A 25,506-nucleotide genomic window follows, 5' to 3' on the forward strand; every position below is an offset into this window, starting at 1 on the left:
CCTTTATAACGCCGGTGGCGGTAATTGCCTGGCGTCAACGTCAAATAAGGGAAAATGGCAGGCGACCTGTCGTTGTTCACCGCCGGCGCGCAGCGGCGGACGCTCGACCCGGCAGAGCTCGCCGGCGCGCGGGCAGCGGGTATGGAACGGGCAGCCGGACGGTGGGGAAATGGGGCTGGGCAATTCGCCCGTCAAAAGATTACGGCCGCGCGCCGCGCGGGGATCCGCCACCGGCGCCGCCGCCAGCAGGGCAAAGGTATAAGGATGGGCGGGATTGGCCCACACCTGGCGCGTAGGCCCGCTTTCGACGATGCGTCCCAGGTACATTACCAGCAGCCGGTCGGCGATGTATTCCACCACCGAGAGATCGTGGGATATAAACAGGTAGGCCACGCCGGTGCGCTGCTGGATATCCCGCATCAGGTTAATCACCTGCGCCCGCACCGATACGTCCAGGGCGGAAACCGGCTCATCGCAGATAATCACCTTCGGCTCCAGGATCAATGCCCGGGCGATGCCGATACGCTGGCGCTGGCCGCCGGAAAACTCATGGGGATAGCGCGAAGCCGCGGCCGCGGGCAGCCCTACCATTTCCAGCAGTTCGCCGACCCGCGAGCGGATAGCCGCCCCCGCCCAGCCGGCGACCTCCAGCGGCCGGCCGATGCTTTTGCCCACGCTTTGGCGTGGATTCAGCGACCCCTGCGGATCCTGGAACATCATCTGCATATCGGCCCGGTAGGGTAACAAGGCCTTACGCCCCAAATGGGTGATATCCTTGCCGTTAATGGCTATGCGCCCGCCGGTGCTGGGAATCAACCGCATTACCGCCTTGCCTAGGGTGGATTTGCCGCAGCCCGACTCCCCCACCAGCCCAACGGTCTCGCCGGGGCTTAGCGTCAGGTCTACGCCCGCCAGGGCGAACACCCGGCCATCGCGGGTGGGATAACTCACCTGCAGGTTTTCCACGGTCAAAAAAGGTTTCATCCGCGCCACCCGCCGTTAGCCAGCCTGGGCGCCGGCGCCCGTGCGTCCTGTTCAGCCGCCAGGCAGGCCACCTGATGGTCCTTGCGCAGCGCGGATAACGCCGGCCTTTGCCGCGCGCAGGCCGGCAGCGCATAGCGGCAGCGCGCCGCAAAGGCGCAGCCTTCGGGCAACGCCGACAGGGCGGGTACCCTGCCCGGGATGTCCAATAGCCGTTCGTCGGGCCGCCCCGAGGTCGGCGTGGCGCGCAGCAGCCCCTGCGTGTAGGGATGCAGGGGATGATCGAACAGTTCCAGCACCGGCGCTTCCTCGACTATTTTACCGGCATACATCACCGCGACGCGCTGGGCCATGGCCGCGACCACGCCTAAATCGTGGGTAATCAGCATCAGCGCCATGCCGGTATCGGCCTGCAATTCCCGCAGCAGGGCCAATATCTGCGCCTGGATGGTTACATCCAGGGCGGTGGTCGGTTCGTCGGCTATCAATACCGCCGGCCTGCAGGCGATGGCCATGGCGATCATGACCCGCTGGGACATACCGCCGGAGAGCCGGTGCGGGTATTCATCCATGCGTCTGGCCGGATCGGGAATATGCACCTGCTCCAGCAGCGCAATGCCCCGGCGCCAGGCTTCGCGCCGCGTCAGTCCCAAATGCACCCGCAGCACCTCGCCAAGCTGGTTGCCGACGGTTTTTACCGGATTGAGCGAGCTCATCGGGTCCTGAAAAATCATCGCCAGGCGATTGCCGCGCAGTTGCCGCATCCGCCCTTCTCCCAGAGCCACCAGATTTTGCCGTTCAAACCAGATTTCACCGCCGCTTAGCCGCGCCGGGGGGCTGGGCAGGAGTCCCATCAGCGCCAGCGCGGTAAGGGATTTTCCGCAGCCGGATTCCCCGACCACCGCCAGGGTCTCCCCCGCCTCAAGGGACAGGGAAACCCCGTCCAGCGCGATAACGCCGCCCTGGCGGCCGCGCAGTTCAACGCTCAGATTCCTGACTTCCAGTACGCTGCTCACAGGCGGTCCCTCAGTTTCGGGTTCAGGGCGTCGTTCAGCCCGTCGCCAATCAGATTCAGCGCCAGCACCGCCAGCATAATCGCCACGCCCGGCACCGCGCAGATGTACCATGAGGAGCGGATAAGCGTACGTCCTTCCCCCACCAGCCGGCCCCAGCTGGCAAGGCCGGGATCGCCGAAGCCGAGAAAAGAGATAACCGACTCGTAGAGAATCGCTCCGGCAATCACCAGCGATGACAGGACGACAACCGGCGGCATAACATTGGGCAGTATCTCGCCCAAGGCGATGCGCAGATTGCCCATGCCACAGGCCCGGCAGGCGAGCACGAATTCACGCTCCTTGAAGGACAGGAATTCGGCGCGGGTCAGCCGGGCGATGGGCTGCCAGGAGACCAGGCCGACGGCGATAATGATGTTTTCCATGCGCGGGCCCAGCACCGCCACCACCGTCAGCACAAACACCACGTTGGGAATGATCTGGAACAGCTCGGCAATACGCATTAACACCTCGTCGACCCAACCGCCAAACCAGGCGGCCGCGGCGCCTACCGCTACCCCGAGCGTGGTGGCCACCAGGCTTGCCACCAGTCCGATCAGCAAGGTCGCGCGCGCGCCGTGTACCATGATCGCCATGATGTCGCGGCCCAGGGAGTCGGTGCCCAGCGGAAAACGCCGGTCGGTAAAGGGCCAAATCTCAGGCCCGGCGACGATGCGCAGCGGGTCGACGGGATAGAGCCATCCGGCCAGCGCCGCGGCCGTCGCGATAATCAACACAATCAGCGCGCCCACAACCGCGCCGCGATGGCGGCAAAAACGGCGCAGCAGCGCCAGGCGCGGGCCGGGGGCGGGCGATGGAAAGGCGGTAACCGACATTATTTTTAACTCCCGATTCGCGGGTCCAGACGAGAATAGATCACGTCGACCAGGATATTGACCACAATCACCACCAGCGAACTGAGCACCAAAACCCCCATCACCACGGGGAAATTGCGGCTCATCACGCTGTCGAACAATACCTGGCCGATCCCCGGCCAACTGAACACGGATTCCACCACGACGCTGCCGCCAAGCACTGTGCCGAGCTGCAGGCCGAACAGGGTCACCACCGGCAGCAGGGCGTTGCGCATCATATGGCCGGTTATCACCCGCAGCCGGCTCAATCCCCTGGCCCTGGCGGCGCGCACAAAATCCAGTTGCGCAATCTCCAGCATCGAGGCGCGCATCACCCGGGCGTAGGTGGCGGCGTAAAACAGGCCCAGGGTCAGCGCCGGCAGCACCAGATGGTGGGCGATATCCAGCGCCCTCCCCCAGGGCCGTTCATCGGCGCCGATGGTTTCCATCCCTCCCACCGGAAACCAGCCGAGTTTTACCGAGAACAGGATAATCATCATGATGCCGAGCCAGAATCCGGGCGCGGCGAAACACAGCACCGCCAACGCCGAGATAAGCGTATCCCAGGCGCTGTTGACTTTGATGGCCGCCAAAACGCCCGCGCCGATCCCGACCAGCAGCGCCACCGCGATGCTGGTCAGCATCAGTAAAAGCGTGGCGGGCAGGTGCGACAGGATAACCTCCAGCACCGGCAGGTTATGGCGATAGGAAAAGCCCAGATCCAGCCGGGCCACCGCGCCGATATACTTCAGCAATTGCAGCCAGGCCGGCTGGTCCAGTCCATATAAGGCGCGCAGCCGATCGATCATCGCCGGATCGGTGACCTGCTGCTCGGCGGTCATCACATCCAGCAGGGTGCCGGGCACGCATTTCATCAACACGAAATTGATAATCACCACCCCAAGCAGCAGCGGCACGGCCTGTAGCAAGCGCCGGACAATGATGCGCGTCATGCCGCTACCCCGCCAGCCAGACGTCGTTGAGGGACGTGCCCTGGACATTGGCATCGGTGGTAAAGTTGCGTACGTTGGCGCGCGCCAGGGTGTAGGACTGCATCTCCACCAGGGGGACGATGGGCACGTCGGTACTGGCCAGCCGGGCAAATTGATGGATCAGGTCGCGCCGCTTGGCCTCGTCCACCTCAACCGTAATGTTGCTCACCAGTTCGTCCATCGCCGGGTTGCTATAGCCGGTGGCGTTACGGAAGGCCGCGCCTTTGACGATGCCGTCGCTGGTGAAAAATTGCGTCACCGTCGGCACCGGCTCCAGCGGCGCGGTAAAGTTGGAGACGGCGATATCATAATCGTAATCGCTGTAGATCCGTTTCAGCGCCGTGGCGCGGTCCACCGAGTCGAGCCGTACGGTGATATTGACATCCTCCAGGGCCTGTTTCAGGTACTGTCCCAGCTTGGCGTTTTCCTCGAACCAGGCCGCCGCCAGCAGATTAACGGTAAAGCGGCTGCCGTTTTTCACCGGCAGGCCGGCGGCATCCAGCAGGGCGGCCGCTTTTTTAACGTCAAATTCATATTTGGGCACATCATCGGTGAAAAACAGGCTATTGCTGCTGAAAATGGGCGCCACCGCCGGTTTTCCTCGGCCAAAATATATCGTGTTGACGATAAAATCGCGGTCGATGGCGTGCAGGATGGCCTGGCGCACGTCGCGGCGTTTCACCACCTCGCGCCGTTGGTTGAATTCCACCGTCACCGTCCAAGCGCTGTTTTCATACCCGCTGGTGTCAAGCACCACCTGGCCGGTTTTCAGCAGGCGGTCCACTTCCCTGGCCGGCACGGGGTTGGAATAGCCCAGGCCCAGTTCCCCGGTTTCCAGGGCGGCGGTCCGCGACGCCGCGTCGCTCCACCATCTGACCAGCAGCTTATCGAGGTAGGGCTGGTCGGGCGCCCAGTACTGTCCGTTGCGGCGGTATTGCACATAACTGCCGCGCGTCCATTTATCGAAAATCCAGGGACCGGTGCCCACCGGCTGGTTATTCAGCGGATTGGTCAGAATGTCCTTGCCCGCGTACAGGTGTTTTGGCAGCAGTAACTGATACTGGCCGGCCAGTATGGATTTAAGGAAAAATTCCGGCACCGGATGATCAAAGCTCAGCCTGACCCGATACGCGTCCAGCGCGGTGGCGGCATTCAGCGCTTTCAGGGCGATGCCGGCTGAAATGGCCTTCCAATGCTCGAGCACGTTATACACCACATCGTCCGCGGTAAAATCGGCGCCGTCGTGCCACTTCACCCCCTGGCGCAGGGTGATGTCATAGCTCTTATAGTCGGCGGCGGGCACCACCGACTCGGCCAGCGCCGGCTGGAAATTCAGCTTATTATCGAGCTTCAGCAGACGCTCAAGTATTTTGGTTGACGTCTGGAACGGCGACGAACCGCCGCCGCCCGGCACAAATAAAGCCTGCGGCTCCAGGCCGCCCCAGGAAATGACCAGGGTGCCGCCCCGGCGCGGCACCGCGCCCGCCACCTCGGCGGCGGTGGCGTTCGCCACCAGCTTTACGCCCGGGAACCCGCCCGACAGGGCGGCAAGCGATCCCCCCACGCCCAGGATGCCGAGAAATGTGCGCCGTGAAAACTGTCCGCTCATGATGAAACTCCTGGTTGTGCGACGCCGGTGGCGTAGGTCGCGCGGCCGATGGCCAGCAACTGATGTTGTTGATTGAACACGTCCACGTCGGCAACGCCGAAGGTGCGGCCGATGCGTCTGCTGCGCGCCACGATCCGCAGCGAGGTATTCACCGCCGGGCGCAGGTAATCGACGCGAAAGTTGACCGTGGGCAAACCGGCGCCGACCATCATCGCCAGCGCGAAATCCCCCACGGTATCGATAATCGAGGCCAGCGGACCGCCATGCCATTGGCCGCTGCCGGCGCTGCGTTCAAACTCCGCCCGCATCGGCACCGTCACCGTCAGGGTCTGGCTGTCGTAATCCACCTCTTCTATACGCAGTTGCAGCCAGGCGATAAACGGCGATGTACGGAATTTTTCCTCGATTTGCGCTTGACTCAGCCTGGCGCTCATATCACCACCACCTTGCCGGTCACCCGGCGCTGCTCAATCGAGGCCAGCGCCTGCGCGCCCTGCTCAAGCGGCCACTGACGATCGATTAGGACCTTGAGCCGCTTGCGGCGTACCAGATCCAGCAACTGATGCAGGTCTTCACGTTCCCAGCCGTTGGAGCCACGGATTTGCAATTCGAACGTCCAGATATAGCGCAGGTCCTCGGCGGGATTAAAACCGGCGGTCGCGCCGCAGGTCAGCAGCCTTCCGCCCACCCGCAGGCAGCGCAGGGAATTTACCCAGGTATCGCCGCCGGTGAAATTGACCACCACGTCCACGCCGCCCGGCGTCGCGGCGTTGCGCTGGCGCGCCGGTTTGCCAAAGCGTTGGAACACTTCCTTCATAAAATCGCGCTCGGTGTAGCGGATGATCTGGTCGGCGCCGACGGCCCGCAGGCGTTCGGCCTTTTCCTCGCTGCCGGCGCAGGCGATGACCTGGGCGCCGGCAAGCTTCGCCAGTTGCACGCAGCACACGCCGACACCGCCGCTGGCGCCGAGAATCAATACCTTTTCTCCGGGCTGGATTTGGCCAATCGTGACCATCATGCGCCGGGCGGTACCGTAAGCCACCGGCAGGGCCGCCGCCTCGGCGAAGCTGATTTCATCGGGCAAGGCAATCAGTTGGTGGGCCGGCACCCTGCAAAGCTCCGCCAGGCCGCCATGGGTGGTTTCGCCCACCAGCCCGCCGTCCACCCGGTTTATCGGGTCTACCACCACGCGGTCGCCGATCTTCCAGCCGTCGACCCCCGCGCCCAGGGCGACGATTTCGCCCGCCACATCCAGACCGATAATGATCGGCATCGGCAACGTAATGCCCGGCATGCCGCGACGGGTAAACACATCATGGTAATTGAGCGAAGAGGCGCGCACGCGCAGCACCACGTCACCCGGGCCGGCTTGCGGATCGGGAAAATCATTTTCCAGCCGCAATTTTTCATTGCCGCCGTGTTCACGTAAAACCAGGGCTTTCATTTTTGGCGCACCTTAAAATCAGTAAATCAACGGGAGGTGAACAGCAAAGCGACGTTGAAGGCGCGATCGGCGCTTATCAGCACCCTATCGGGCGCCGGGGATACTGTCTTGATGCCGTTGCGTTGGAAATAGGCGGCGCTGGCGCTTGGCTGTGCTACCGCAAACTTAAGCGCCACCATGCGTTCGGTGCCGTTTTCGCCTTCAGGGACGGGGCCATACAGCTCGACGGCCCGCCGGGGGGTGATAAAACGCACCCGGGTTTCTCCCGCCTGCAGCCAATAGCCGCCGTGCTGATCGGGTTGGATAACCGACTGGCCGAACACCAGACCGTACAGGCGGGCCACCGCCGCGGGGTCCGCCGCGGCAATGACAAAACCGATGATATCGGTGACGCCGTTGGGGTGGGCTTGCCACTCACGGCGCCAGACCAGTTCCGGCGTGTCGTGCTGGCAAAAAAAGCTGCGGCCGTTGTTTATTCGCCCGGCGTCAAGCCTGACGGTGCGAAAGCGGGCGTCGGGCCTGCCGCCGTCGGGCAGGTCCACCGGGCGGAAAAACGACGCCGGCGCATCGCCGTCCAGGCCGACGGATTGCAGGTGGCGGTAAACCGCGTCGGCGTCGGTGGTCTTCCACACCAGGCCGGTGAGGCCGAGGGGCGCGTTCCATAGGTCCTGGCGTTTATCCGCGTTGCCGGCTTCATATCCCAGCAGTTCAAAATAGTTTTCGCCAAAAATGGCCAGATGGTTACTGGAACCCAGCGAATGGTGGCCGCGCGGCGTCAGTTGGAACCCTAGATGGGTGAATAATTGCTGCGTTTCATCAAGCTTTCCCGCGACGTTGATGACCACGTGATCCACTACCGGAATTAAAGAACTCATTGATATTTTACCTGACTATCCAACAACTAAACCGGGTTACAACTCTAACCAAGCCGTTCGCGGATGCCAAAGTACAATTCCGATAAAGGTTAACGAATAAATGACTAAGCCTGTCACGACGTTGATTTCCGTCCGGGCGCGAAGCCGCAATGCCTGGCCATCCGCCGCCGGGGCCGGCGCGTTGACGCCCGGCCGCAAGCCGGCATGCCGTTATTATTATTCAAAAACCTGCCGGCTGGCGCCCGGCGGCCGACCGGTGATACGCTTGAAAGCGCGGCTGAAGGCGGCCTGGGACGTATAGCCCAGACGTTGCGCCACCGTCTCGATCGACAGCCTGTCTTGAGTCAGCCATTGGCCGGCAAGACGCATGCGCAGCTCCGTGGCATAACGCAGCGGCGGCACACCGAGGGTGGCTTGAAATCGTTGCGCAAACACCGAACGGGATATATGCGATTGCGCGGCCAGTTCCGCCACGGTCCAGCCATGGCCGGGCTGGCGGTGCAAAGCCAGTATGGCGCGGGCTAAGCGGGGATCGCGTAGCGCGGCGACCAGTCCCGAGGCGTTCTCACATCCGCATTCGATCCAGCCACGGACGATCATTGCCGCCGCCACTTCAGCCAGCCGGGCCAGGACCCCGGCGAAACCGATTCGGCCCGCGCATATTTCACGTTTCATCGCGTCCAGAATCGGCATCAATCCGGGATATCGCGCTTCCCGGGTGTTCGCTACCATGATGCCCGGCATCAGCTTGCCGAGCCCATGCATACCGCCGAGATCAAACTCCATGCAACCGTAAAAGAGAACCGCGCTGGGGGTAGGATGTGTGCTGGGGCACGTGTCGACACCGCTGACGCTATCGCCAAGCGGTGTCGCCGTAAACCGGTCTATGTCGTGAAATGACATCTCCGCGTCGGACAGCAACTGGTGCCCTCCGCCCTGGGGCATAAACACCGCGCTGCCCGCCGGCAATTCATGCAATGCGCCATCGCTGGTGCGCAGGATAGCGTTGCCTACCGCCAGGAAATGGAAGTAAGCCTGTCCCGGCCTGGCGTTAAAACCCAGGCCAAAAGAGGGACCGGTCTGGATGCGGCGGTATTGGACACCGCGCAGCCGCATACCGGTCAACAGTTCGCTGATGAGATCCGACGACAGGGCAAATTTATCGAGTTGCGTCATTTTAGGGGTTACAGTCAAATATTAAGGACGGACTATCATAGATCATCCTGGGGTATCTCTCTAGACTTGCGACTTCAATCGTTTTCAGGGATTTCCCAAGATGAGTCATTTTGTAAAAGACGGTGTATCCGGTACCCAACCGGGCGATGAAGCTCCGGCCACGACGGCCTGGATGGCGGTGTTTTCGCTGGCGATGGGGGTCTTCGGTTTATTAACCGCAGAGTACCTGCCGGCCAGTCTGCTGACGCCGATGGCATCCGACTTCGCGGTGTCGGAAGCGCTGGCCGGCCAGGCCGTTACGGTGACCGCCGTGGTGGCGCTGTTTGCCGGACTGCTGGTGCCGGGCCTGACGCGCAGCCTTGACCGTCGTCAGGTCCTGCTGGCGTTTACGGTATTGATGATTGCATCCAACCTGCTCGTGGCGCTGTCCTCCAGTCTGGCGGTGTTACTGGTCATGCGAATTCTGCTGGGCATCGCCCTGGGCGGCTTCTGGAGCATGGCGGCCGCCGTGGCCATGCGTCTGGCGCCGGCGAAGCGGCTGCCACGAGCGTTGTCGATTATCTTCAGCGGCATTGCGGTGGGAACCGTGGTATCCGTACCGCTCGGCAGCTACCTGGGCGGACTGTACGGCTGGCGCAGCGCCTTTGTGGCCGCCGCCGCCGTTGGGGCGCTGACGTTCGTCTTCCAATGGTTCACGCTGCCGCGCATGGCGCCGCGCAGGATGTTGCATACCGTGTCTGTTCTGGCGCTGCTGCGCCGCCCCGGGATCGGTATGGGGATGATGGGCTGCGTGCTCGCCCATACCGGCCAATATGCGTTGTTTACCTATATCCGGCCGGCTTTGGAGAGCGTGGCGCACATTGATGTTGACCACTTGTCACTGATGCTTCTGGGCTTTGGCGTCGCCAATTTCGCCGGTACGCTACTGGCCGGCTGGCTGATGGAGCGTAGCCTGCGCGCTACCCTGGCGTTGATGCCCGCCTTGGTCGGCATCGCCGCTTTCGGCATGATTTGGCTGCCGGTCCAGGCAACGGGGCTGATGCTGTTGGTCGCGCTGTGGGGTCTGGCGTTCGGCGGCGTGCCGGTTGCGTGGTCAAGCTGGGTGGCGCGCGCCGTCCCCGACCAGGCTGAAACCGCCGGCGGCATGGTCGTCGCGTCGGTGCAATCATCGATAGCCGCGGGTGCCGCGTTGGGCGGGGTGGTATTCGGTCTGGCCGGCGTTACCGGGGTCTTTGTCACCGCGGGTGCGGTAATGCTGGTCGCCGCACTGGTGATTGCGCTCAGGGTCCAAACAACCGCCGGTATCAGGCCGGCCAGGCCGGTGTCCTGACCCGGGGGTCAGGGTCGGTGAACGGCTGCCGGCGGTGGCGCGACCCATCCCAGCCCCAGGCTTTTTTGCAGCGCCACATAATCCACCAGCAGCTCGACCTGGGCCTGCGCCTGGCTATCCTCGGCGGAAAGCTGCTGGCGCTGAACGTCCAGCGCATCGATCAATGACGTTGCCCCGGCACGATAGCGCTGCAACACCAAATCCGCCGAGCGCGCGGCAGACTCCCGCGCCTGGCCGGCGCTGACCAACTGCTGGCGCGCCGCGCCAAAACGCGCCAGCGCGCCGTTGGCGTCCTGCAGCGCCGCCAGCACCTTGCCTTCATAAGCCGCGGCGCTGGCATCGTTGCCGGCGCGGGCCTGGGCCACCTGCGCCTTCACCCGGCCAAAGTCGAGGAACGACCAGCGCAGGAAAGGCGCCCACAGGGTGCTGATGGCGTCGGAGTTAAAATCCTTCGGCGAGGTGGTGGTCATGCCGACGCTGCCGAACAGGGTCACCTGGGGGAAATAGCCCGCGATGGCCTGGCCGATCTGCGCCGATGAGGCGGCCAGTTCCCGCTCCGCCTGGCGCACATCGGGTCGGCGCCGGATAAGCGACGCCGCGTCGTCCACCGGCACCACGGCCGGCAGCGTCGGCAGCGGTTTATTGCCCGCCAGCCGCGCATCCAACACGCCCGGCTCGCGGCCGATAAGCAGCGCGAGCTGATCCAGCGCGATCTGCGCCTGCGCCCGCAGCATCGGTAAGCGCCCTTCCTGCTGGCGCACCAGTAGCTGCGATCGCTGCACATCCATTTCCGAGGCTACGCCGCGCTCACGCCGCTGCTGGTTCAGTTGATGGCTTTTGTTCACCATCTCCAGGTTGCGCTCGGCAATGGCGATACGTTGCCGGATGCCGAGATAATTGATATAGGCCTGGCCCACCTCCGCCGCCATTTGCACCCGGGCATCGGCCAGGCGCGCCTCGGACGCCTCGGCCTCGGCCCGCGCCCCTTCCTCGGCGCGCCGCCGCCGTCCGAAGACGTCCAGTTCCCAACTGGCGTCGAAACCGACATTATACAGCTCGGTGTCCAGGTCCACGTTGCCCAGCCGCGAGCGCACCGCCTGTGCCGCCTCGGTGCCGCCGTAGGTTTGCGCCGCTGCCGCCGCGCTTTCGGACGCCTGGTTCACGCTGTTTTTTATGGAATCCGGCGGCGTGATATTGGCATAGGCGGCGCTGGCGTTGACCTGGGGCAGCAGCTCGGCCCGCCGCTGTCGCACCAGCGCCCGGGCGGAGCGCAGCTGCGCTTCGGTGGCGCGCAGATTGGGATTGTGTTGCAGCGCCTGTTCGATAAGCCAGTCCAGATCGCTATCATGCAGCGACAGCCACCAGCGCTGCACCGGCGGGGCCAGCGCCACGCCCGGCTGATTGGCCCGCAGCAGGGCGGTGGCGGCGGTCCCGGCCACCGCCGGAGGCTGGTGATAATCGGGACCGAGCATACAACCGGCCAGCGACAGCGACAGCGCGGCGACGCTCAAGGGATACGGCAGTTTTCTTGGCTTGGTCATTATTTACGTTTCTCAATGCATCGCTTGGGAAGAATTGCCCTTGGGCAATGGCCTGAGCAAAAAGGCGAGCGGTATGGAGCAGAGCACTATCACGCCGAAAATCCAGAACAGATCGTTATAGGCCATGACCAGCGCCTGCTCCTGCACCTGCTGCGCCAGCCGTCCCCAGGCCTGCGCGGCGGCGTCGCCGCCGGCGGAGGATTGCAGCTGGCTGGTCAGATTTTGCATATAGTCCTGGGCCAGCGGCGAGTTGGCGGTGGTGGCTTCGCCGATGACCTGGGTGTGATAGGTCATGCGCCTTTCCTGGAAGGTGGAAATGATCGCCAGGCCGATGGAACCGCCAAGGTTGCGCGCGGCGTTGAACAGCCCCGACGCATCGCCGGCCAGATCCGCCGGCACCGAAGTGACCGCCGCCTGGTTCAGCGACAGCATGGCCAACGCCAGGCCGGCCCCCTGCAACAGCTGGCCGGGGACAAAGTCCATGCCGACGCTTTGACTGGTCAGATTCATGTTGACATAGCAGGCCAGGGCAAAGCATGAAAGGCCGGCCAGGACCAGGATGCGCACATCGACCTTTTGCATCAGCCAGGGCATCGCCGGCATCAGGAGCAAGGTGGGCACCCCGGACAGCAGCACCACATAACCGGCCTGCTCGGTGTTATAACCGGCGATCGCCGACAGGAACTGCGGGATCATATACATGACGCCGAACAGGATCATGCCGACCGCCATCACCATGGCGAACACCGCGCCAAAACTCCGGTCCAGCAGGATCGACAGGCGGATTACCGGTTCGCGGCTGATAAACTGCGCCAGCAGCAGCACGACGAAACCGCTGGCGGAGATAATCGTCAGCCAAATGATCATCTCCGATTCAAACCAGCGTTCGCGCTGGCCGTCCTCCAGTACCACGGTCAGCCCGCCCAGCGCCGCCGCCAGGCCCAGAATGCCCAGCCAGTCGCCGTTAAGCAGTTCGCGCGGGTGCATTTTTTCATGGGGCAGCCCGATAAACAGCAGCGCCAACAGGCCGATGCAGACCGGGACATTGAGGAAAAAAGCGTAGTGCCAGCTGACGTTCTCGGTCAGCCAGCCGCCGAGCAACGGGCCAATCACCGGCCCCATGATGACCGTCATGCCGAACAGCGCCGTGCCCTTGGCCTGTTCGGACGGCGGCAGGCGGGTAGCGACGATGGTCAGCGCCGTCGGGATCAGCGCTCCGCCGGTAAAACCCTGGCCGATGCGGCCGATAATCATCATTATCAGGCTGGTGGACAGCCCGCACAGCACCGAGAACAGCGTGAACATCAGCGAGCAGATGATCAGGAAATTGCGCAGTCCCAGCGTGCGGACAAACCAGCCGGTCAGGGGGATCATGACGATTTCCGCCACCAGGTAGGAGGTGGAAATCCAGGTGCCTTCGGTGCCGCTGGCCCCGACCTCGCCCTGGATGGTGGGCAGCGCGGCGTTGACGATGGAAATATCAAGCGTAGCCATAAACGACCCAATGGTGCCGGCGGCCACCGCCAGCCAGGCGCCGGGTTCCACATTGCCGCCGCTCGCCCCCGCGCCCGCTTGCTGATTATCGTGCGCCGCACTCATGACTTATGCTCTTTCAGGCGTTCGGATTCATCCTCGGCGCGTTTTTTACCCTCTTTGGCCGAACGGGTATCCACGGTGGCTTCCACCGACATGCCCGGCACCAGGACCTTGCGCGCCTCCTCGCCCACCAATAGCTTGATGCGCACCGGCACCCGCTGCACGATTTTGGTAAAGTTGCCGGTGGCGTTCTCCGCCGGCAACAGGGCGAACTGCGAGCCGGTGCCTGGGGAAAGGCTTTCCACCCTGCCCTGGAGTTTAACGCCGGACAATGCGTCCACCTCGATAGTGACCGGCTGGCCCTGGCGCATCAGCCCGACCTGGGTCTCCTTGAAGTTAGCCATCAGGTAAAGTGCGCTGACCGGCACCACGGTCATGGTGCGGGTACCGGCGGCGACAAACTGGCCCACCTGAACGGTTTTATTACCCACATTGCCGTCTATCCGCGCGGTCAGGCGGGTATCGCCCACGGAGATCCGCGCCTGATCGGCGTCGGCCTGCGCCTGCGCCAGCCCGGCATTGGCCTGCTCGATCTGCGCCTCCATCGCCTTGATCTGGCTTTTGGCGCTGGCCACCTGGGCCTGGGCGGATTCGTATTGCGAACCGGCGCGCTCCAGGTCATGGCTCAGGCTGGCCTGGTGCTCGTGGGTATCGGCGCCGCTTTTGGCCAGCGGGGCGAACCGCGTCACCTCGGACTGGGCAAAATGCAGGCTGGCGGCGGCCGACATCACCTGGGCGTTCGCCTGGCGCAGCGCGGCCTGCTGGGTCACCAGGTTGGCGTTGGCGGCGGTAATATCCGCCTGGCGCACCGCCACCGCGGCCTGGGCCTGCTGCAGCGTGGCCTGGTAAGTGCGTTCGTCAATTTGCAGCAGCGGCTGGCCGGCCTTGACCCGCTGGTTATCCTGGACAAACACCGCGGTCACATAGCCACTCACCCGGGGCGCCACCACCACGGAATCCGCCTGTAGATAAGCGTTATTGGTTTCCTGCATATAGCGGCCGACCAGCAGGTAATACACCAGCCAGGCCACCAGGGCGATAAGCGCCACCACGCCCAGGATAATCAGCGTCCATTTCACTTTGGGATTTTTCAGCGGCGAAGGCTTCTTCTCTTCCGGCTGCTGTTTTTCATCCCCGGACTGCTTAGCGTCGCCGGGTGTACTGTCTTTATCATGGTTTTTTTCAGACGACGCTTCCCGCCTGTTCTGCTCTTCATCGCTGCTGCTCAAATTCATTATCCTTTACATGAAAAATTTTCAAAAATGCACAAGCGCCAACGGACCCATCATGATGGAATTACTTGATTGGCTATCTATAGATAATAGCAACTGGTTGAATTTGGGGGGATCGGCGGAGAATTTTTCAGACTAGTCACGTTTGCCGCGCGCGGTAAAAAAGGATGAAAGCACCTGGCGTCCGGGCCTGAACGGCAGGAATTGCTGGACGCCGGCGCGCTCGGAGGGAATATCAACTGATAGTTTCGCAATAGCGGCAAGCACAGTTCACCCGTACCAGGCGTATCCTTTAGGAACGCGCGAGAAACCGGCGGCGGATAAGGCGTCCGCCACCGGGCCGGCGGCCGGCGCGCCGTTCACCTCCTCAAGGGTAAACATGCGGCGTTTCCCGCGCCCGAGCGCGGCCGCCAGGGCGCCCAAGGCCCCGGCGAGCCAGCCGGCGGCGGCATCATGGCCCTCAGCAAAGGTTAACAGCTGGCGGCCGCTTTGCCCCAGATAACAGACCAACCTGCCGTTGCATATCACCACCATGGCGCCGCCGCGCCGGACCGGGCGGATGCCCGCGGGGTTGGGCGGCCAGGGCAACAGCCAGCCGAAGGGATTGGCCGGGTCGCTGGCCGACAGCGCCACCGCCAGCGGTTCGCCGGGCGGCGCCTGCGCCAGCTCACGCAGACGATCGATGCAGTCTTTATCGGCAAACTGCGCGGCGCCAAGGCCGGTGACAAATCTTCCGCGCAGCACCCGGCCCGCCTCTTCCATGCGCCGCAGTACCGGCATCTGGGCGGGAAAGCCCCCCGGCACCTGCTCCGCCACCGCCACGCCACGGCTTATCACGCCATAGCGGTCGAACTGGTTCTCGACCAGGGTCAGCATCCTGACGGTGGGACCGGCCGGTTCCGCGCCCAGCAATGACCAGCGGCCGGCCAGCGCCGCGTCGCCAAACCGGGCGCCGCTTGCCGGTACGGCTTTGGCCGGCGTCCATACCGGCACCCAGCCCACGATCTGGCGCCGGTGCCGCGGGGAACGGGCCGGGCGCGAACGGGCGGGGGGGCGTACGCCCGACAGCGCGCGCAGCGGCGACCAGGTGTCGCTGGTAACCCGGCCTTGCCAGACCAGATCCCATACGGCCTGCGCCACCTCCGCCTGCGACGGCTCCGCCGCCATTGCCGGTGCGCCCGCATGGGGCAACCGCGCCTGGGCCAGAGGCGCCAGCTGGCGGACAAAATAGGCGCCGCCATCGGCCAGCACCGCCAGAATGGCCTGACGCAGCGCCGCCGTCGCGCCGCCCTCGTCGTTCGCAAGCGGCGGCGTTACTGCCGCGTTATTGCCCGGCGGCGATGTGTCCGCGCTATCGTCCGTCAGCGGCAGTGTTTCACCCGCGTTATCGCGCAGATGCAGCGACACCAGCCCGTCGTCGTCGCCCAGCGCGCCATGGCCGGCCCACAGCACCTCGCCGGCGGCGATCAGTTCATCCAGCCAGGATGCTTGATAGTCATGCACCCTGGCGGGCAAAATCCGGCTCTCCCATAAAGATGCCGGCAGCGCGATTCCCGCCAGTTGTTCAATGGCCCGGGCTACCCCCTCGACGCCGGCAAACGCGCCCGGCGGCGCGGACGGACCTTGGCCCGGCGACGGCGCGGCGTCGGTCAGCACCCCCTGGCGTTCCAGCAGCAGTTGCACAAACGCCTCGCGCGGCACCGGCCGGGTCGCCTCGCGCGCCGCCTGTAGCGAACGCGCCCGCAGGCGGCGGAACACCTCATCCCATACCCACCGGCGTTTATCGCCGGCGCCGGAGGTGGTCTCCGATCCCGGTCCGTCGGCGAGATTGCACGGTAAGATCCTGCCCTGATCGCGCAGGCGTTCCAGTTGCTCATCGACGATCGCCACCCCCAGCCCAAAGCGTGCCGCCGCCTGCGCCGGGGTAAAAGGCGCATGGGTACGGGCATAGCGGCTGAGCAGCTCGCGCAGGGGATCGCCGGCCGCTTGCAAAAACGCGGCCGGGATGCCCGGCGGCAGCCCGACGCCGAGCGCATCGCGCAAACGGGCGGCGTCCTCTATGCCGGCCCAGCGTGTTTCATCCGCAATGCGCACGGGAATGATCCGCACCGCCGTCTCCAGCTCCGCCAGATAATCGCCAAGCACGCCGGCCGCGTCCCCATCGGCCAGGCGTGCCGCGATTTCCGCACGCGACAGCGGACCCAGCTCGCGCAACAGGTCGGCTACCCCTTCCGCGCCCTTCACCCGACGCTCGGCGACGGTGCGCTGCAATTCCTGTCCGACCCGCGCCACCACCCCGGGATCGAGCAATTCGCCCAGCTCCACCTGCCCGAGCAGTTCGCCCAGCAACCCGCTGTCCAGCGACAGTACCGATGCCCGGCGCTCGGCCAGCGGCGCATCGCCCTGATACATAAACTCAATCACATAGCCAAACAGCAAATTGGCCGCAAACGGCGAGGGGATCTCGGTGGTCACCTCGAGCAACCGCACCGCGCCGTCATGCAACCGCTGCATCAGCGTCTGCAATGCGGACAGATCGTAAACGTCCTGCAGGCACTCGCGCGCGGTCTCGACGATCAGCGGAAAATCATCATGCTCCCGGGCAATCTCCAGCAATTGCCCGGCGCGCAGGCGCTGCTGCCAGAGCGGTGAGCGCTTGCCGGGACGGCGGCGCGGCAGCAGCAGGGCGCGCGCCGCGCATTCGCGAAAGCGGGCGATAAACAACGCCGACTGCCCCACCGCATCGGTCACGATTTGCGCCAGCGCATAGGGATCGAAAACAAACAGTTCCGCGCCGGGAAGGCGGCCGACGCTATCCGGTATGCGCACGATAATACCGTCGTCGCCGGCCACCACGGCGGGGTCGATGTTCATCCGCTGATGGATGCGCGCGGCGATCGCCAGCGCCCAGGGGGCATGCACGCGCTGGCCATAAGGAGAGTGCAGCATAACCCGCCAGTCGCCGCTCTCGTCGCGACAGCGCTCAATCACCAACGTCTGGTCGGTGGGCAGTACCGTGGTGGCCTCGCGTTGCTCCGCCACCAATGCCACCAGATTATTTATCGCGTTATCGTCCAGACCGGCGGCTTTCAGCCGCGCCGCCAGCGGGTGCCCCTCGGCAAGCGCCCCCCGCTGGCCCGCCGTCGCCGCCTCCGCCTCGCGCAGGAAGACGCCGATGGCTTCCCCCAGTTCCGCCGGGCGCCCGGCATTGTCGCCATGCCAGAACGGCAGGCGGGCGGAGCGGCCCGGCGCCGGGATGACCACCACCTGATCGTGGGTAATCTGCTGGATGCGCCAGGAGGTGGCGCCCAAGGTTATCACGTCGTTGACCCGCGACTCGTAGACCATCTCCTCGTCCAGCTCGCCGACCCGGCGCGCGCCGCTCTTTTCCTCGCCTTGCGGCAGGACGACGCTGTACATGCCGCGGTCCGGGATGGTGCCGCCGCTGATTACCGCCAATTGCTGGGCGCCAGGGCGGGCGGTGAGCACGCCGCTGGCGCGATCCCAGATAAGGCGCGGGCGAAATTCGCCAAACGCCTCAGACGGATAGCGGCCGGCCAGCATATCCAGGGTGGCGTCGAAGGCGCTGCGCGGCAAGGCGCGAAACGGATCCGCGCGCCGCACCCGCGCGTACCACGCCTCAATCTCCAGCGGTTCCATGGCCACCGCGGCAACGGTATGCTGCGCCAGCACATCCAGCGGGTTGCGCGGCGGCGCCACCGCTTCCAGACGCCCCGCCAGCATGCGCTCCACCGTCACGGTGGCGTCAATCAAATCGCGCCGGGTACGCGGATAAATCACGCCAGACGAAACGCCGCCCACCTGATGGCCGGCGCGCCCCACCCGCTGCAGCGCGCTTGCCACCGACGGCGGCACGCCAACCTGGATAACCTGATCCACCAGTCCCATATCGATGCCGAGCTCCAGGCTGGAGGTGGCGACCACGCAGCGCAATTCACCGGATTTAAGCGCGATTTCAATCTCGGCACGCTGCTCCTTCGACACCGACCCATGGTGGGAACGGGCAATGGCCGGCGTTTCGCCGGCGGCGCGCTTGCCGGTGCCGCCCGAGTTGGACAGGTAATGCGCGGCATCTTCCGTCGCGGGCGGTGAGGCGGCGCAGCGCGCGGCATAGCGCTCGTTGAGCCTGGCCGTCAGCTTCTCCGCCAGTCCGCGGGAATTGGTAAACACGATGGTGGAACGGCAGGCGAGGATTTGCTCGAGGATGCCGGCTTCCACATGCGGCCAAATCGAGCCGGCGCGTCCGGAAGCCTTCATCTCCGGGGAGGCATCGGCGTGCGGCGGTATTTCGGTCATGTCCTCCACCGGCACCGCGATGCGCACCTCGAGGGGCCGGGCAGCCGGCGGGTTTACCACGGTTACCGCCAGCGCGCCGCCCAGGAAACGGGCAATGCGCTCTACCGGACGCACCGTCGCCGACAGACCAATGCGCTGGGCGGGCGCGGGCAGCAGAGCGTCCAGCCGCTCAAGGCTTAGCGCCAGATGCGAACCGCGTTTGCCGCCGGCCACGGCATGGATCTCGTCGATAATCACCGTGGTCACGCCGCGCAGGGTGTCGCGCGCTTTGGAGGTCAACATCAGATACAGCGATTCGGGCGTGGTGATCAGGATATCCGGCGGTCGTCTTTGCAGACCGGCGCGTTCGGCGGCGGGCGTATCGCCGGTGCGCATGCCCACCGTCAGCGCCACCTCGGGATCGCCGCGCCGCCGGCGCCTGGCGCCGACGCCTTGCAGCGGCACGCTCAGGTTGCGTCGCACATCGGCGCCCAGCGCCTTGATGGGCGAGATGTAGATCACCCGGGTGGCGGTTTGGCGCGCGCGCGCGGGATCGCGTTCGCGCTCCTGGAACAAGCTGTCGATGGCGTGCAAAAAGGCCGCCAGCGTCTTGCCCGAACCGGTGGGCGCAATCACCAAGGTATGGTCGCCGGCGCCAATCGCCGCCCAGGCGGCCTGCTGCGCGGGAGTCGCCCCGGCGAACGCGGCGGCGAACCACTCGCGGGTGGCGGGGTGAAACCGGCTGAGGGGATCTGCGGGGGTCCGTTCCGGCTTCAGCATCGCGCAACAACGCCCGCGCGCTGGCGGCCGATGGCGCTATATCCGCCTGCCGGCGCCGGTCCGCGGCGGGCCAGGCCGGTTCCGATCGGGCCGGTTCCGATAAGGGTAAAACGTTTGTGCATGGGGCGGCGTTCCTTTCAATGTCCTGAGCGCCAATCGTCCCGCGCCCCGGCGTTCAGGCGACCGGCGATCGGCACTGATAAGCAGTCAATAACAGCTTAGCACTATTGCCGCCGGCGCGTGGTCCGCGATGGGGTTGTATACCAGCGCCAGCCTGCCGCCGCCCAGATGCGCCAGGTCGATTCCGCTGTTATTATTCGGCAGCGCCGTGGCGTCCGCCGGCGACCAGGTTCGGCCGTTGTCGATGGAGTCGCTGCGGCAAATCCGTCCCCGGGTACTGCGCATCAGCAGATGGATGTGGCCCTGGCGCGACTCCCATGCCGTTGGCTGAATCACGCCGTCCCATTGGAACACCCGCGCCAGGTCGTTTTCCCACAGGGCATTTTGCCCTAGACCCCGCCAAAACCCGTCCCGAGACATGTCACCCGCGTCGATATGCTCAAGCGGTACGGCTACGGATTGCCATTGTCCGCCCTGGTCTGCGCTGATATCGACAAAGGCGTCCCAGTGGCGTTGGTCCCACTTTATAAAACAGCCACAATCGCTCGTTTTGCCAGTGTAATACCGGATTCCAATGGGCCAATCCCGGTTTAGTGCTGGCGCAAATCACTGAGGAAACGCTGCGCGCGCGGATGTTTCGGCGCGGAGAAAAAGTCTTCCGGCGCCGCTTTTTCCAGGATGCTTCCCTGGTCCATAAACCAGATGGTATCGGCCACTTCGCGGGCAAAATTCATTTCGTGGGTCACGCACATCATGGTCATCCCTTCCTGCGCCAGCCCCCGCATCACATTCAGCACTTCCCCCACCATTTCCGGGTCAAGCGCGGACGTAGGCTCATCAAATAGCATCACCGGCGGTTTCATGGCCAGCGCACGGGCGATGGCCACCCGCTGCTGCTGACCGCCGGAAAGCTGGGCCGGATAGGCATTCGCCTTATGAGACAACCCTACCCGCTCCAGCAGCGCGCCGGCCTGCCCGCGCGCCTCGGCGCGTTTTAAGCCAAGCACCTTTACCGGTGATAGCATGATGTTTTCGATAACGGAAATATGGGGGAAGAGGTTAAAGCTCTGGAAGACAAAACCGATACGGGTGCGCAACTGGTTCAACCGGGTGCTGCTGCCATGGATATCGAGACCATCAAACAGGATCTGTCCCTGCTCAATGGGCTCCAGCCGGTTAACGGTGCGGATAAGCGTCGATTTCCCCGACCCCGACGGACCGCACACCACCACGACTTCACCACTCTTGATTTCCGCGCTCAGATCGGTAAGCGCCTGATAGTCGCCATACCATTTATTGACCTGGTTGAATATAATCATGGGCCTCATATCAATTCCTTCATAATGATGGTGTTTTGGTCGGTGGCGGCTATGTTCACGGTTTTCTCCCCGGTCTGGCGGTTGCTTTTACGCGTCACATGCCGTTCCAGCCGGTTAGCCAGCCAGTTGAGACAGAAGCCGAGCAGGTAATAAACCGCGGCAACGATGGCAAAAACCTGAAATGGTTTTGTAAGTAATTGATTATTAACTTGGTTAGCGGCAAAAGTCAGTTCCGGTACGTTAATAACGTAGCCCAGGGTGCTGTCTTTGATGATGGAGATAAGCTGGCTCACCAGGCTCGGCAGCGTATTGAACAGCGCCTGGGGCAGGATCACCAGTCGGAAGGTTTTGCCATAGCTCATCCCCAGCGCCCGCGAGGCTTCATACTGGCCGGCGGAGAGCGCCTGAATACCGCCCCGCACGATTTCCGCAATATAGGCGCTTTCGTATATCACCAGGGTGCAAAGCATGGTGGCAAAACCGCTGATATTATGGCCGAGCAGCAACGGCACGCAGAAATAGGTCCAAAATACCACCATTAACAACGGGATGCCGCGCAGCAGGTAGACCCAGCAGGCCGCCGGCCAGCTCAGCCAGCGAAACGGCGCGATCCTGGCCAGGCCCAGGACAATACCCAGCGGCAAGGCAAACGCCATCGCCAGCAGGGAGATGAGCAGTGTGCAGACGATCCCCCCCAGCGGTCCGTTAGGATACTGGCCCAGCAGCAGCAGCATCCAGTTATCATGCACTATGGTAATGATATCCAACATGGGTTCACCTCGCAGAGATGCGCTGGAAACGCCGCGCCAGCAGCGCGCCGATACCCATCAGTAGCAATGAAAAAAACAGATAGGCAACCGAGGCCGCCAGATAGGACTCAAAGGTACGAAACGTTTTGTTCTCGATATCGCGGCTGACGTAGGTCAACTCGGCCACGCCGATAACCATGGCCAGGCTGGTATTTTTAAACAGCAATACCGTATGGTTAAGCAGGGACGGCAGCGCATTACGCATGCCCTGTGGCAGGATCACCAGGCGCATGGCGCGCGCGTACCCCATCCCCAGCGCCCGCGCGGCTTCATTCTGGCCATCGGGAATGGCCCGCAGCCCGCTGCGGATATCCTCCGAAAAATAGGCGGCCTGGCATAGCCCCAGCGCGAACAGCGAGAATAAAAACTCGGCATTGAAATCATTGATCCACATCTGCAACGATTCCGGCAGTAACGTCGGGATGGCGAAGTACCACATCATCAGTTGCACCAGGGTCGGAACGTTACGGTGATAAGAAACATAAGCCGTTACCAGCATGACCGCCCAACGTCTGTGGGTAAGGCGGATGACCACCAGCAGCAGCGCCAGGCCCATCGCCAGCAGCCAGGCGGCCAACGCCAGTTCGAGAGTGACAATCGTGCCGTCGACGATCATTTGCCCATACCGGCCGGTAAAAACCGTCGTGAAATCGAGTGTCATCGTTTGTTCTCTCCTAAGCGGCTGGTCCGCGCTTATTGCACCGTTTCACCCGGCCGCATGGTGGATAAACCGCCGGGCACCTGCAGTGTGGGCGTAATTTCCATATGGCCGATATTGACCGCCGCCGGCGCCGCCAGGACAAACGCGACGGCATCAGCAATATCTATTGCCAGCGGCAGTTCAAAACCTTCGATAAAACGGCGGCGTCCTTCCGCCAGATCGCCCATGACCTTGCCAAAAATGTCCGTTGCCACACGTCCGGGACAGATCTCGGTAATACGCACCCGTTTGCCGTAGCAGTCCACACGCAGCTGGCGCGACAGGGCATGAACCCCCGCTTTGGTGGCATGATAAATGGAGTTGCCGTTAAAATTGTAAATGGCGGCAATGGACGTAATATTGATGACGTGGCCGCAATCACGGGCCATCATGCCCGGCACCAGCAGTCGGCACAGGTGCAGCACCGCCCGCAGGTTTACATCGACCTGGGTGTCCACGGCTTCCTCATCGGCGTCAAGAATGGAGCCGGGCCGGGAAACGCCGGCATTGTTCACCAGGATATCCACCTCGATTTCACGGCACAGGCGGGTCAGCGCCGCAAGGTCGCTCACATCAAGAACGTGGGCAATGCAGCCGGTACGGGCGGCCAGCGCGGCCAGCGGTTCCGCGCGCCGGGCCACGGCGTGGACGGTGATGCCCTCTTTGCACAGGCGCTCAACGATTGCCTCCCCCATCCCTGCCGACGCGCCGGTCACCAGCGCGGTCTTATAATCTGAAAATGGCATGTCCCCTCTCCTTTTTGCTTGCCGGCGCTATCGTTATCGCGCCGGCCCTGGTGTATTAATGACTCTATCCACTAAATGAAAACCGGTATAAGACATAAACTATGTGATGCGATAAAGGAGGCTTATAACAACCCGATTGGCGCGTGGTCGCGCACGGTGATGAGCTCATCGTCATAACCGACGCCGGCGCCGTGCCCGATTGCCAGGGTCTCGACGATGCCATCCACCGGACTGCGCACCGGCAAATAGACCAGCCCCACTTTAACCAGCGCCAGCAGATCCTGTTTTTTCACCGCCGCGCCGGGCGCGCTGAAAGGCTTACCGTCCGGTGGATAGTGGAGTAATACCGTGCCCGGCATGGGCGAACGCACAATCGTGACGGCCGTCGGCGGCGCAATCATGCTCGTGCGCAGGGGGGGATCGGCTTGCTGGACGGGGGTAAATTTCAGCCGCAGGCGATAATTGCCGCCGCTGATCTCAAGGCTGGCTAATCCCGACCGGCGCATCTTGTGCGCCATCTGACGTAGGGCCTTAAGCTCCAGACAACGATTTTGCATACCCTTCCATAACCGACGCACCGGTGCGATGCCACGCTAAACGATAAAACGACTGTAACCCGCGCGGGTGATTTTCCGGTAAGAGGGTTTCGCTTTGCGGCGATAAGGGATGCTTATTATCCCGCCAGCGCCAGCGGGCGGTTATCCACCGTGCGTTTGGCCATCAGCGACAGCAAAATGGCCTTCACGACTTCAGCGGGTTGCGACAGCGGCAGATGATCGGACATGCAAAATGACAGGGAAGCCTGGATATTGGGATTAACGATTTTGGCCATCCAGGCGGTTGAAGCCTGCAGCATGGCGCTGGCCGCCGATTCCGGCATAATGGTACAGCCCAGGCCGGCCGCCACCGCCGCATTGAGGGTGGTCTGCGATTCGATTTCACATTTGACGCGATAGCTTAGCCCCTGCTGGACAAAGGCGTCGTCCACCACTTTGCGCATGATATTGTAGATACGCGGCAGGAACAGCTCATAGCGGGCGACGCTCGACAGATCGATGTTTTTGACCGGTTCTCCGATATCGTGGGCGCAAACAAAATAAAGATCTTCTTTCATTAACGGCATAAAACGCAGGCCGTGGATATCGCGGCTGCCGTAAATCACCGCCATATCCATCCGGCCGTTCATGATCAGTTCGCTGAGGGTGGTGCCGAAATTCTCATTAAAATAAAGGACAATCCCGGGATGCTGGCGATGGACTTCCTCCATAAGTGGCAGCGCCAGCTGTTGCGCGGCGGTTCCCGGCGCCAGTCCCACCGAGACGTTGCCCGACAACGCCAGGCCGGCGCCGTTAATGGCGCTTTGCGCCTGATCGCATTGGCGCAGTATCGACTGCGCGTGGCTATAGAGTATTTTGCCGGCGACGGTGGGCGTCACGCCGCGTTTGGTGCGGATCAGCAGTTGCTGGTTCACCTCGCCCTCAAGGGTGGCGAGCTGCTGGCTGAGCGCCGGCTGGGCGATATGCAGGATATCGGCGGCTTGCGTCAGGCTGCCAACGTCAACAATTTTAATAAAATATTTCAGTCGTCGCAGATTCATGATGTGTTCCTCACAGCCTTAAGCTTGAGATAAATGCAAGATCAAGGCCATAAGAATTTATGCAACGCCGATGATGGCGTTATTATTAATTTAATCCTGATTATCAGTTAATTACAAAATAAAACCGCGCCTACCCCTGCGCTCCATGGTTTAATCCCGCCAGCCGGCGGCGCGAGATGCACCGTTTCGGTGCGTAACGCCGTTATTCTCTTACCCCGGCGCAATAATATGATTGCCATAACGTGCATTTTCTGGCGCCAGGTGTCGGAGCGGAAATATCGGTCATCAGATATCCTGTGGACGAACAACTTTCGGTTTACGATTATCGCTAACCGTCATCGTTATAAGCCGCAATCAGGAACAAAGAACCGAAAATAGTTAAGTTATTGGATTTATTCGATAACACTCTTTATCGGTATAATGATCAAACAGTAATATGATCGAGGCGCAAAAAACC

The 25,506-nt window shown here is 63.0% G+C and carries 21 protein-coding genes; 1 reads left to right on the forward strand and 20 read right to left on the reverse strand.

Annotated elements, in window-relative coordinates; genetic code table 11:
• Positions 1-3 precede the first annotated feature (3 nt).
• The 9 genes from VGC33_RS07145 to VGC33_RS07185 form a co-directional block, all read right to left on the reverse strand.
• Entirely contained in the window at positions 4-984 is a 981-nt protein-coding gene (locus VGC33_RS07145) for an ABC transporter ATP-binding protein (RefSeq protein ID WP_331120056.1), read from the reverse strand.
• Complete coding sequence (locus VGC33_RS07150) at positions 981-1,997, reverse strand: ABC transporter ATP-binding protein (protein WP_331120057.1); 1,017 nt, start codon at positions 1,995-1,997, stop codon at positions 981-983. Before VGC33_RS07150 ends, VGC33_RS07145 begins: the two co-directional genes overlap by 4 nt.
• A complete protein-coding gene (locus tag VGC33_RS07155; RefSeq protein ID WP_331120058.1) occupies positions 1,994-2,869 on the reverse strand; it encodes an ABC transporter permease in 876 nt (291 codons plus the stop codon). Before VGC33_RS07155 ends, VGC33_RS07150 begins: the two co-directional genes overlap by 4 nt.
• Before the next feature lie 5 nt (positions 2,870-2,874).
• Complete coding sequence (locus VGC33_RS07160) at positions 2,875-3,840, reverse strand: ABC transporter permease (RefSeq protein WP_331120059.1); 966 nt, start codon at positions 3,838-3,840, stop codon at positions 2,875-2,877.
• A gap of 4 nt (positions 3,841-3,844) precedes the next feature.
• A complete protein-coding gene (locus VGC33_RS07165) occupies positions 3,845-5,488 on the reverse strand; it encodes an ABC transporter substrate-binding protein (protein WP_331120060.1) in 1,644 nt (547 codons plus the stop codon).
• The gene (locus VGC33_RS07170) at positions 5,485-5,922 is read right to left on the reverse strand and encodes a PaaI family thioesterase (RefSeq protein ID WP_331120061.1); all 438 of its coding nucleotides are present in this window, start codon (positions 5,920-5,922) and stop codon (positions 5,485-5,487) included. The genes VGC33_RS07165 and VGC33_RS07170 overlap by 4 nt, the downstream gene beginning before the upstream one ends.
• Positions 5,919-6,932: a quinone oxidoreductase family protein gene (locus VGC33_RS07175; RefSeq protein WP_331120062.1), complete on the reverse strand. Its 1,014-nt coding sequence runs from the start codon at positions 6,930-6,932 to the stop codon at positions 5,919-5,921. Before VGC33_RS07175 ends, VGC33_RS07170 begins: the two co-directional genes overlap by 4 nt.
• Positions 6,933-6,958: 26 nt before the next feature.
• Positions 6,959-7,807 (reverse strand): VOC family protein, encoded by an 849-nt coding sequence (locus VGC33_RS07180; RefSeq protein ID WP_331120063.1) that lies wholly within the window; start codon positions 7,805-7,807, stop codon positions 6,959-6,961.
• A 216-nt stretch (positions 7,808-8,023) separates the two neighbouring features.
• Positions 8,024-8,983: an AraC family transcriptional regulator gene (locus VGC33_RS07185; RefSeq protein ID WP_331120064.1), complete on the reverse strand. Its 960-nt coding sequence runs from the start codon at positions 8,981-8,983 to the stop codon at positions 8,024-8,026.
• Between the two features lie 100 nt (positions 8,984-9,083).
• On the opposite strand from VGC33_RS07185, the gene VGC33_RS07190 reads away from it, so the two are divergent.
• Positions 9,084-10,313, forward strand: a complete 1,230-nt coding sequence (locus tag VGC33_RS07190; protein ID WP_331120065.1) for an MFS transporter — start codon at positions 9,084-9,086, stop codon at positions 10,311-10,313.
• An 8-nt stretch (positions 10,314-10,321) separates the two neighbouring features.
• On the opposite strand, the gene VGC33_RS07195 is transcribed toward VGC33_RS07190, so the two are convergent.
• The 11 genes from VGC33_RS07195 to nac form a co-directional block, all read right to left on the reverse strand.
• Positions 10,322-11,854 (reverse strand): efflux transporter outer membrane subunit, encoded by a 1,533-nt coding sequence (locus VGC33_RS07195; protein WP_331120066.1) that lies wholly within the window; start codon positions 11,852-11,854, stop codon positions 10,322-10,324.
• Positions 11,855-11,866: 12 nt separating this feature from the next.
• Positions 11,867-13,453, reverse strand: a complete 1,587-nt coding sequence (locus tag VGC33_RS07200; protein WP_331120067.1) for an MDR family MFS transporter — start codon at positions 13,451-13,453, stop codon at positions 11,867-11,869.
• Positions 13,450-14,679 (reverse strand): HlyD family secretion protein, encoded by a 1,230-nt coding sequence (locus VGC33_RS07205; protein ID WP_331120068.1) that lies wholly within the window; start codon positions 14,677-14,679, stop codon positions 13,450-13,452. The genes VGC33_RS07200 and VGC33_RS07205 overlap by 4 nt, the downstream gene beginning before the upstream one ends.
• A gap of 273 nt (positions 14,680-14,952) precedes the next feature.
• Positions 14,953-19,758: an ATP-dependent helicase gene (locus VGC33_RS07210; protein WP_331120069.1), complete on the reverse strand. Its 4,806-nt coding sequence runs from the start codon at positions 19,756-19,758 to the stop codon at positions 14,953-14,955.
• A 207-nt stretch (positions 19,759-19,965) separates the two neighbouring features.
• Positions 19,966-20,454 (reverse strand): exo-alpha-sialidase, encoded by a 489-nt coding sequence (locus tag VGC33_RS07215; RefSeq protein WP_331120114.1) that lies wholly within the window; start codon positions 20,452-20,454, stop codon positions 19,966-19,968.
• Between the two features lie 14 nt (positions 20,455-20,468).
• Entirely contained in the window at positions 20,469-21,206 is a 738-nt protein-coding gene (locus VGC33_RS07220; RefSeq protein ID WP_331120070.1) for an amino acid ABC transporter ATP-binding protein, read from the reverse strand.
• A complete protein-coding gene (locus VGC33_RS07225; RefSeq protein ID WP_331120071.1) occupies positions 21,203-21,967 on the reverse strand; it encodes an amino acid ABC transporter permease in 765 nt (254 codons plus the stop codon). The genes VGC33_RS07220 and VGC33_RS07225 overlap by 4 nt, the downstream gene beginning before the upstream one ends.
• A gap of 4 nt (positions 21,968-21,971) precedes the next feature.
• Positions 21,972-22,667 (reverse strand): amino acid ABC transporter permease, encoded by a 696-nt coding sequence (locus VGC33_RS07230; RefSeq protein ID WP_331120072.1) that lies wholly within the window; start codon positions 22,665-22,667, stop codon positions 21,972-21,974.
• Positions 22,668-22,699: 32 nt separating this feature from the next.
• Positions 22,700-23,452 carry an SDR family oxidoreductase gene (locus tag VGC33_RS07235; RefSeq protein WP_331120073.1) on the reverse strand — a complete coding sequence of 251 codons (753 nt, stop codon included), beginning with the start codon at positions 23,450-23,452 and terminating at the stop codon, positions 22,700-22,702.
• Positions 23,453-23,574: 122 nt separating this feature from the next.
• Positions 23,575-24,009, reverse strand: coding sequence for an acetyl-CoA carboxylase biotin carboxyl carrier protein (locus VGC33_RS07240; protein ID WP_331120074.1), 435 nt, complete (start codon positions 24,007-24,009; stop codon positions 23,575-23,577).
• A 116-nt stretch (positions 24,010-24,125) separates the two neighbouring features.
• Positions 24,126-25,049 (reverse strand): nitrogen assimilation transcriptional regulator NAC, encoded by a 924-nt coding sequence (nac, locus tag VGC33_RS07245; protein ID WP_331120075.1) that lies wholly within the window; start codon positions 25,047-25,049, stop codon positions 24,126-24,128.
• Positions 25,050-25,506 lie beyond the last annotated feature (457 nt).

It is taken from the genome of Acerihabitans sp. (assembly GCF_036398755.1).
Lineage (GTDB): Bacteria > Pseudomonadota > Gammaproteobacteria > Enterobacterales > Enterobacteriaceae > Acerihabitans.

Bases quoted from the DNA above. Each gene is read 5' to 3' on its own strand.
- VGC33_RS07230 (WP_331120072.1), bottom strand. From the start codon at position 22,667: ATGACACTCGATTTCACGACGGTTTTTACCGGCCGGTATGGGCAAATG.
- nac (WP_331120075.1), bottom strand. From the start codon at position 25,049: ATGAATCTGCGACGACTGAAATATTTTATTAAAATTGTTGACGTTGGC.
- VGC33_RS07165 (WP_331120060.1), bottom strand. From the start codon at position 5,488: ATGAGCGGACAGTTTTCACGGCGCACATTTCTCGGCATCCTGGGCGTG.
- VGC33_RS07160 (WP_331120059.1), bottom strand. From the start codon at position 3,840: ATGACGCGCATCATTGTCCGGCGCTTGCTACAGGCCGTGCCGCTGCTG.
- VGC33_RS07235 (WP_331120073.1), bottom strand. From the start codon at position 23,452: ATGCCATTTTCAGATTATAAGACCGCGCTGGTGACCGGCGCGTCGGCA.
- VGC33_RS07210 (WP_331120069.1), bottom strand. From the start codon at position 19,758: ATGCTGAAGCCGGAACGGACCCCCGCAGATCCCCTCAGCCGGTTTCAC.
- VGC33_RS07145 (WP_331120056.1), bottom strand. From the start codon at position 984: ATGAAACCTTTTTTGACCGTGGAAAACCTGCAGGTGAGTTATCCCACC.
- VGC33_RS07200 (WP_331120067.1), bottom strand. From the start codon at position 13,453: ATGAGTGCGGCGCACGATAATCAGCAAGCGGGCGCGGGGGCGAGCGGC.
- VGC33_RS07195 (WP_331120066.1), bottom strand. From the start codon at position 11,854: ATGACCAAGCCAAGAAAACTGCCGTATCCCTTGAGCGTCGCCGCGCTG.
- VGC33_RS07220 (WP_331120070.1), bottom strand. From the start codon at position 21,206: ATGAGGCCCATGATTATATTCAACCAGGTCAATAAATGGTATGGCGAC.
- VGC33_RS07180 (WP_331120063.1), bottom strand. From the start codon at position 7,807: ATGAGTTCTTTAATTCCGGTAGTGGATCACGTGGTCATCAACGTCGCG.
- VGC33_RS07185 (WP_331120064.1), bottom strand. From the start codon at position 8,983: ATGACGCAACTCGATAAATTTGCCCTGTCGTCGGATCTCATCAGCGAA.
- VGC33_RS07225 (WP_331120071.1), bottom strand. From the start codon at position 21,967: ATGTTGGATATCATTACCATAGTGCATGATAACTGGATGCTGCTGCTG.
- VGC33_RS07170 (WP_331120061.1), bottom strand. From the start codon at position 5,922: ATGAGCGCCAGGCTGAGTCAAGCGCAAATCGAGGAAAAATTCCGTACA.
- VGC33_RS07155 (WP_331120058.1), bottom strand. From the start codon at position 2,869: ATGTCGGTTACCGCCTTTCCATCGCCCGCCCCCGGCCCGCGCCTGGCG.
- VGC33_RS07190 (WP_331120065.1), top strand. From the start codon at position 9,084: ATGAGTCATTTTGTAAAAGACGGTGTATCCGGTACCCAACCGGGCGAT.
- VGC33_RS07240 (WP_331120074.1), bottom strand. From the start codon at position 24,009: ATGCAAAATCGTTGTCTGGAGCTTAAGGCCCTACGTCAGATGGCGCAC.
- VGC33_RS07175 (WP_331120062.1), bottom strand. From the start codon at position 6,932: ATGAAAGCCCTGGTTTTACGTGAACACGGCGGCAATGAAAAATTGCGG.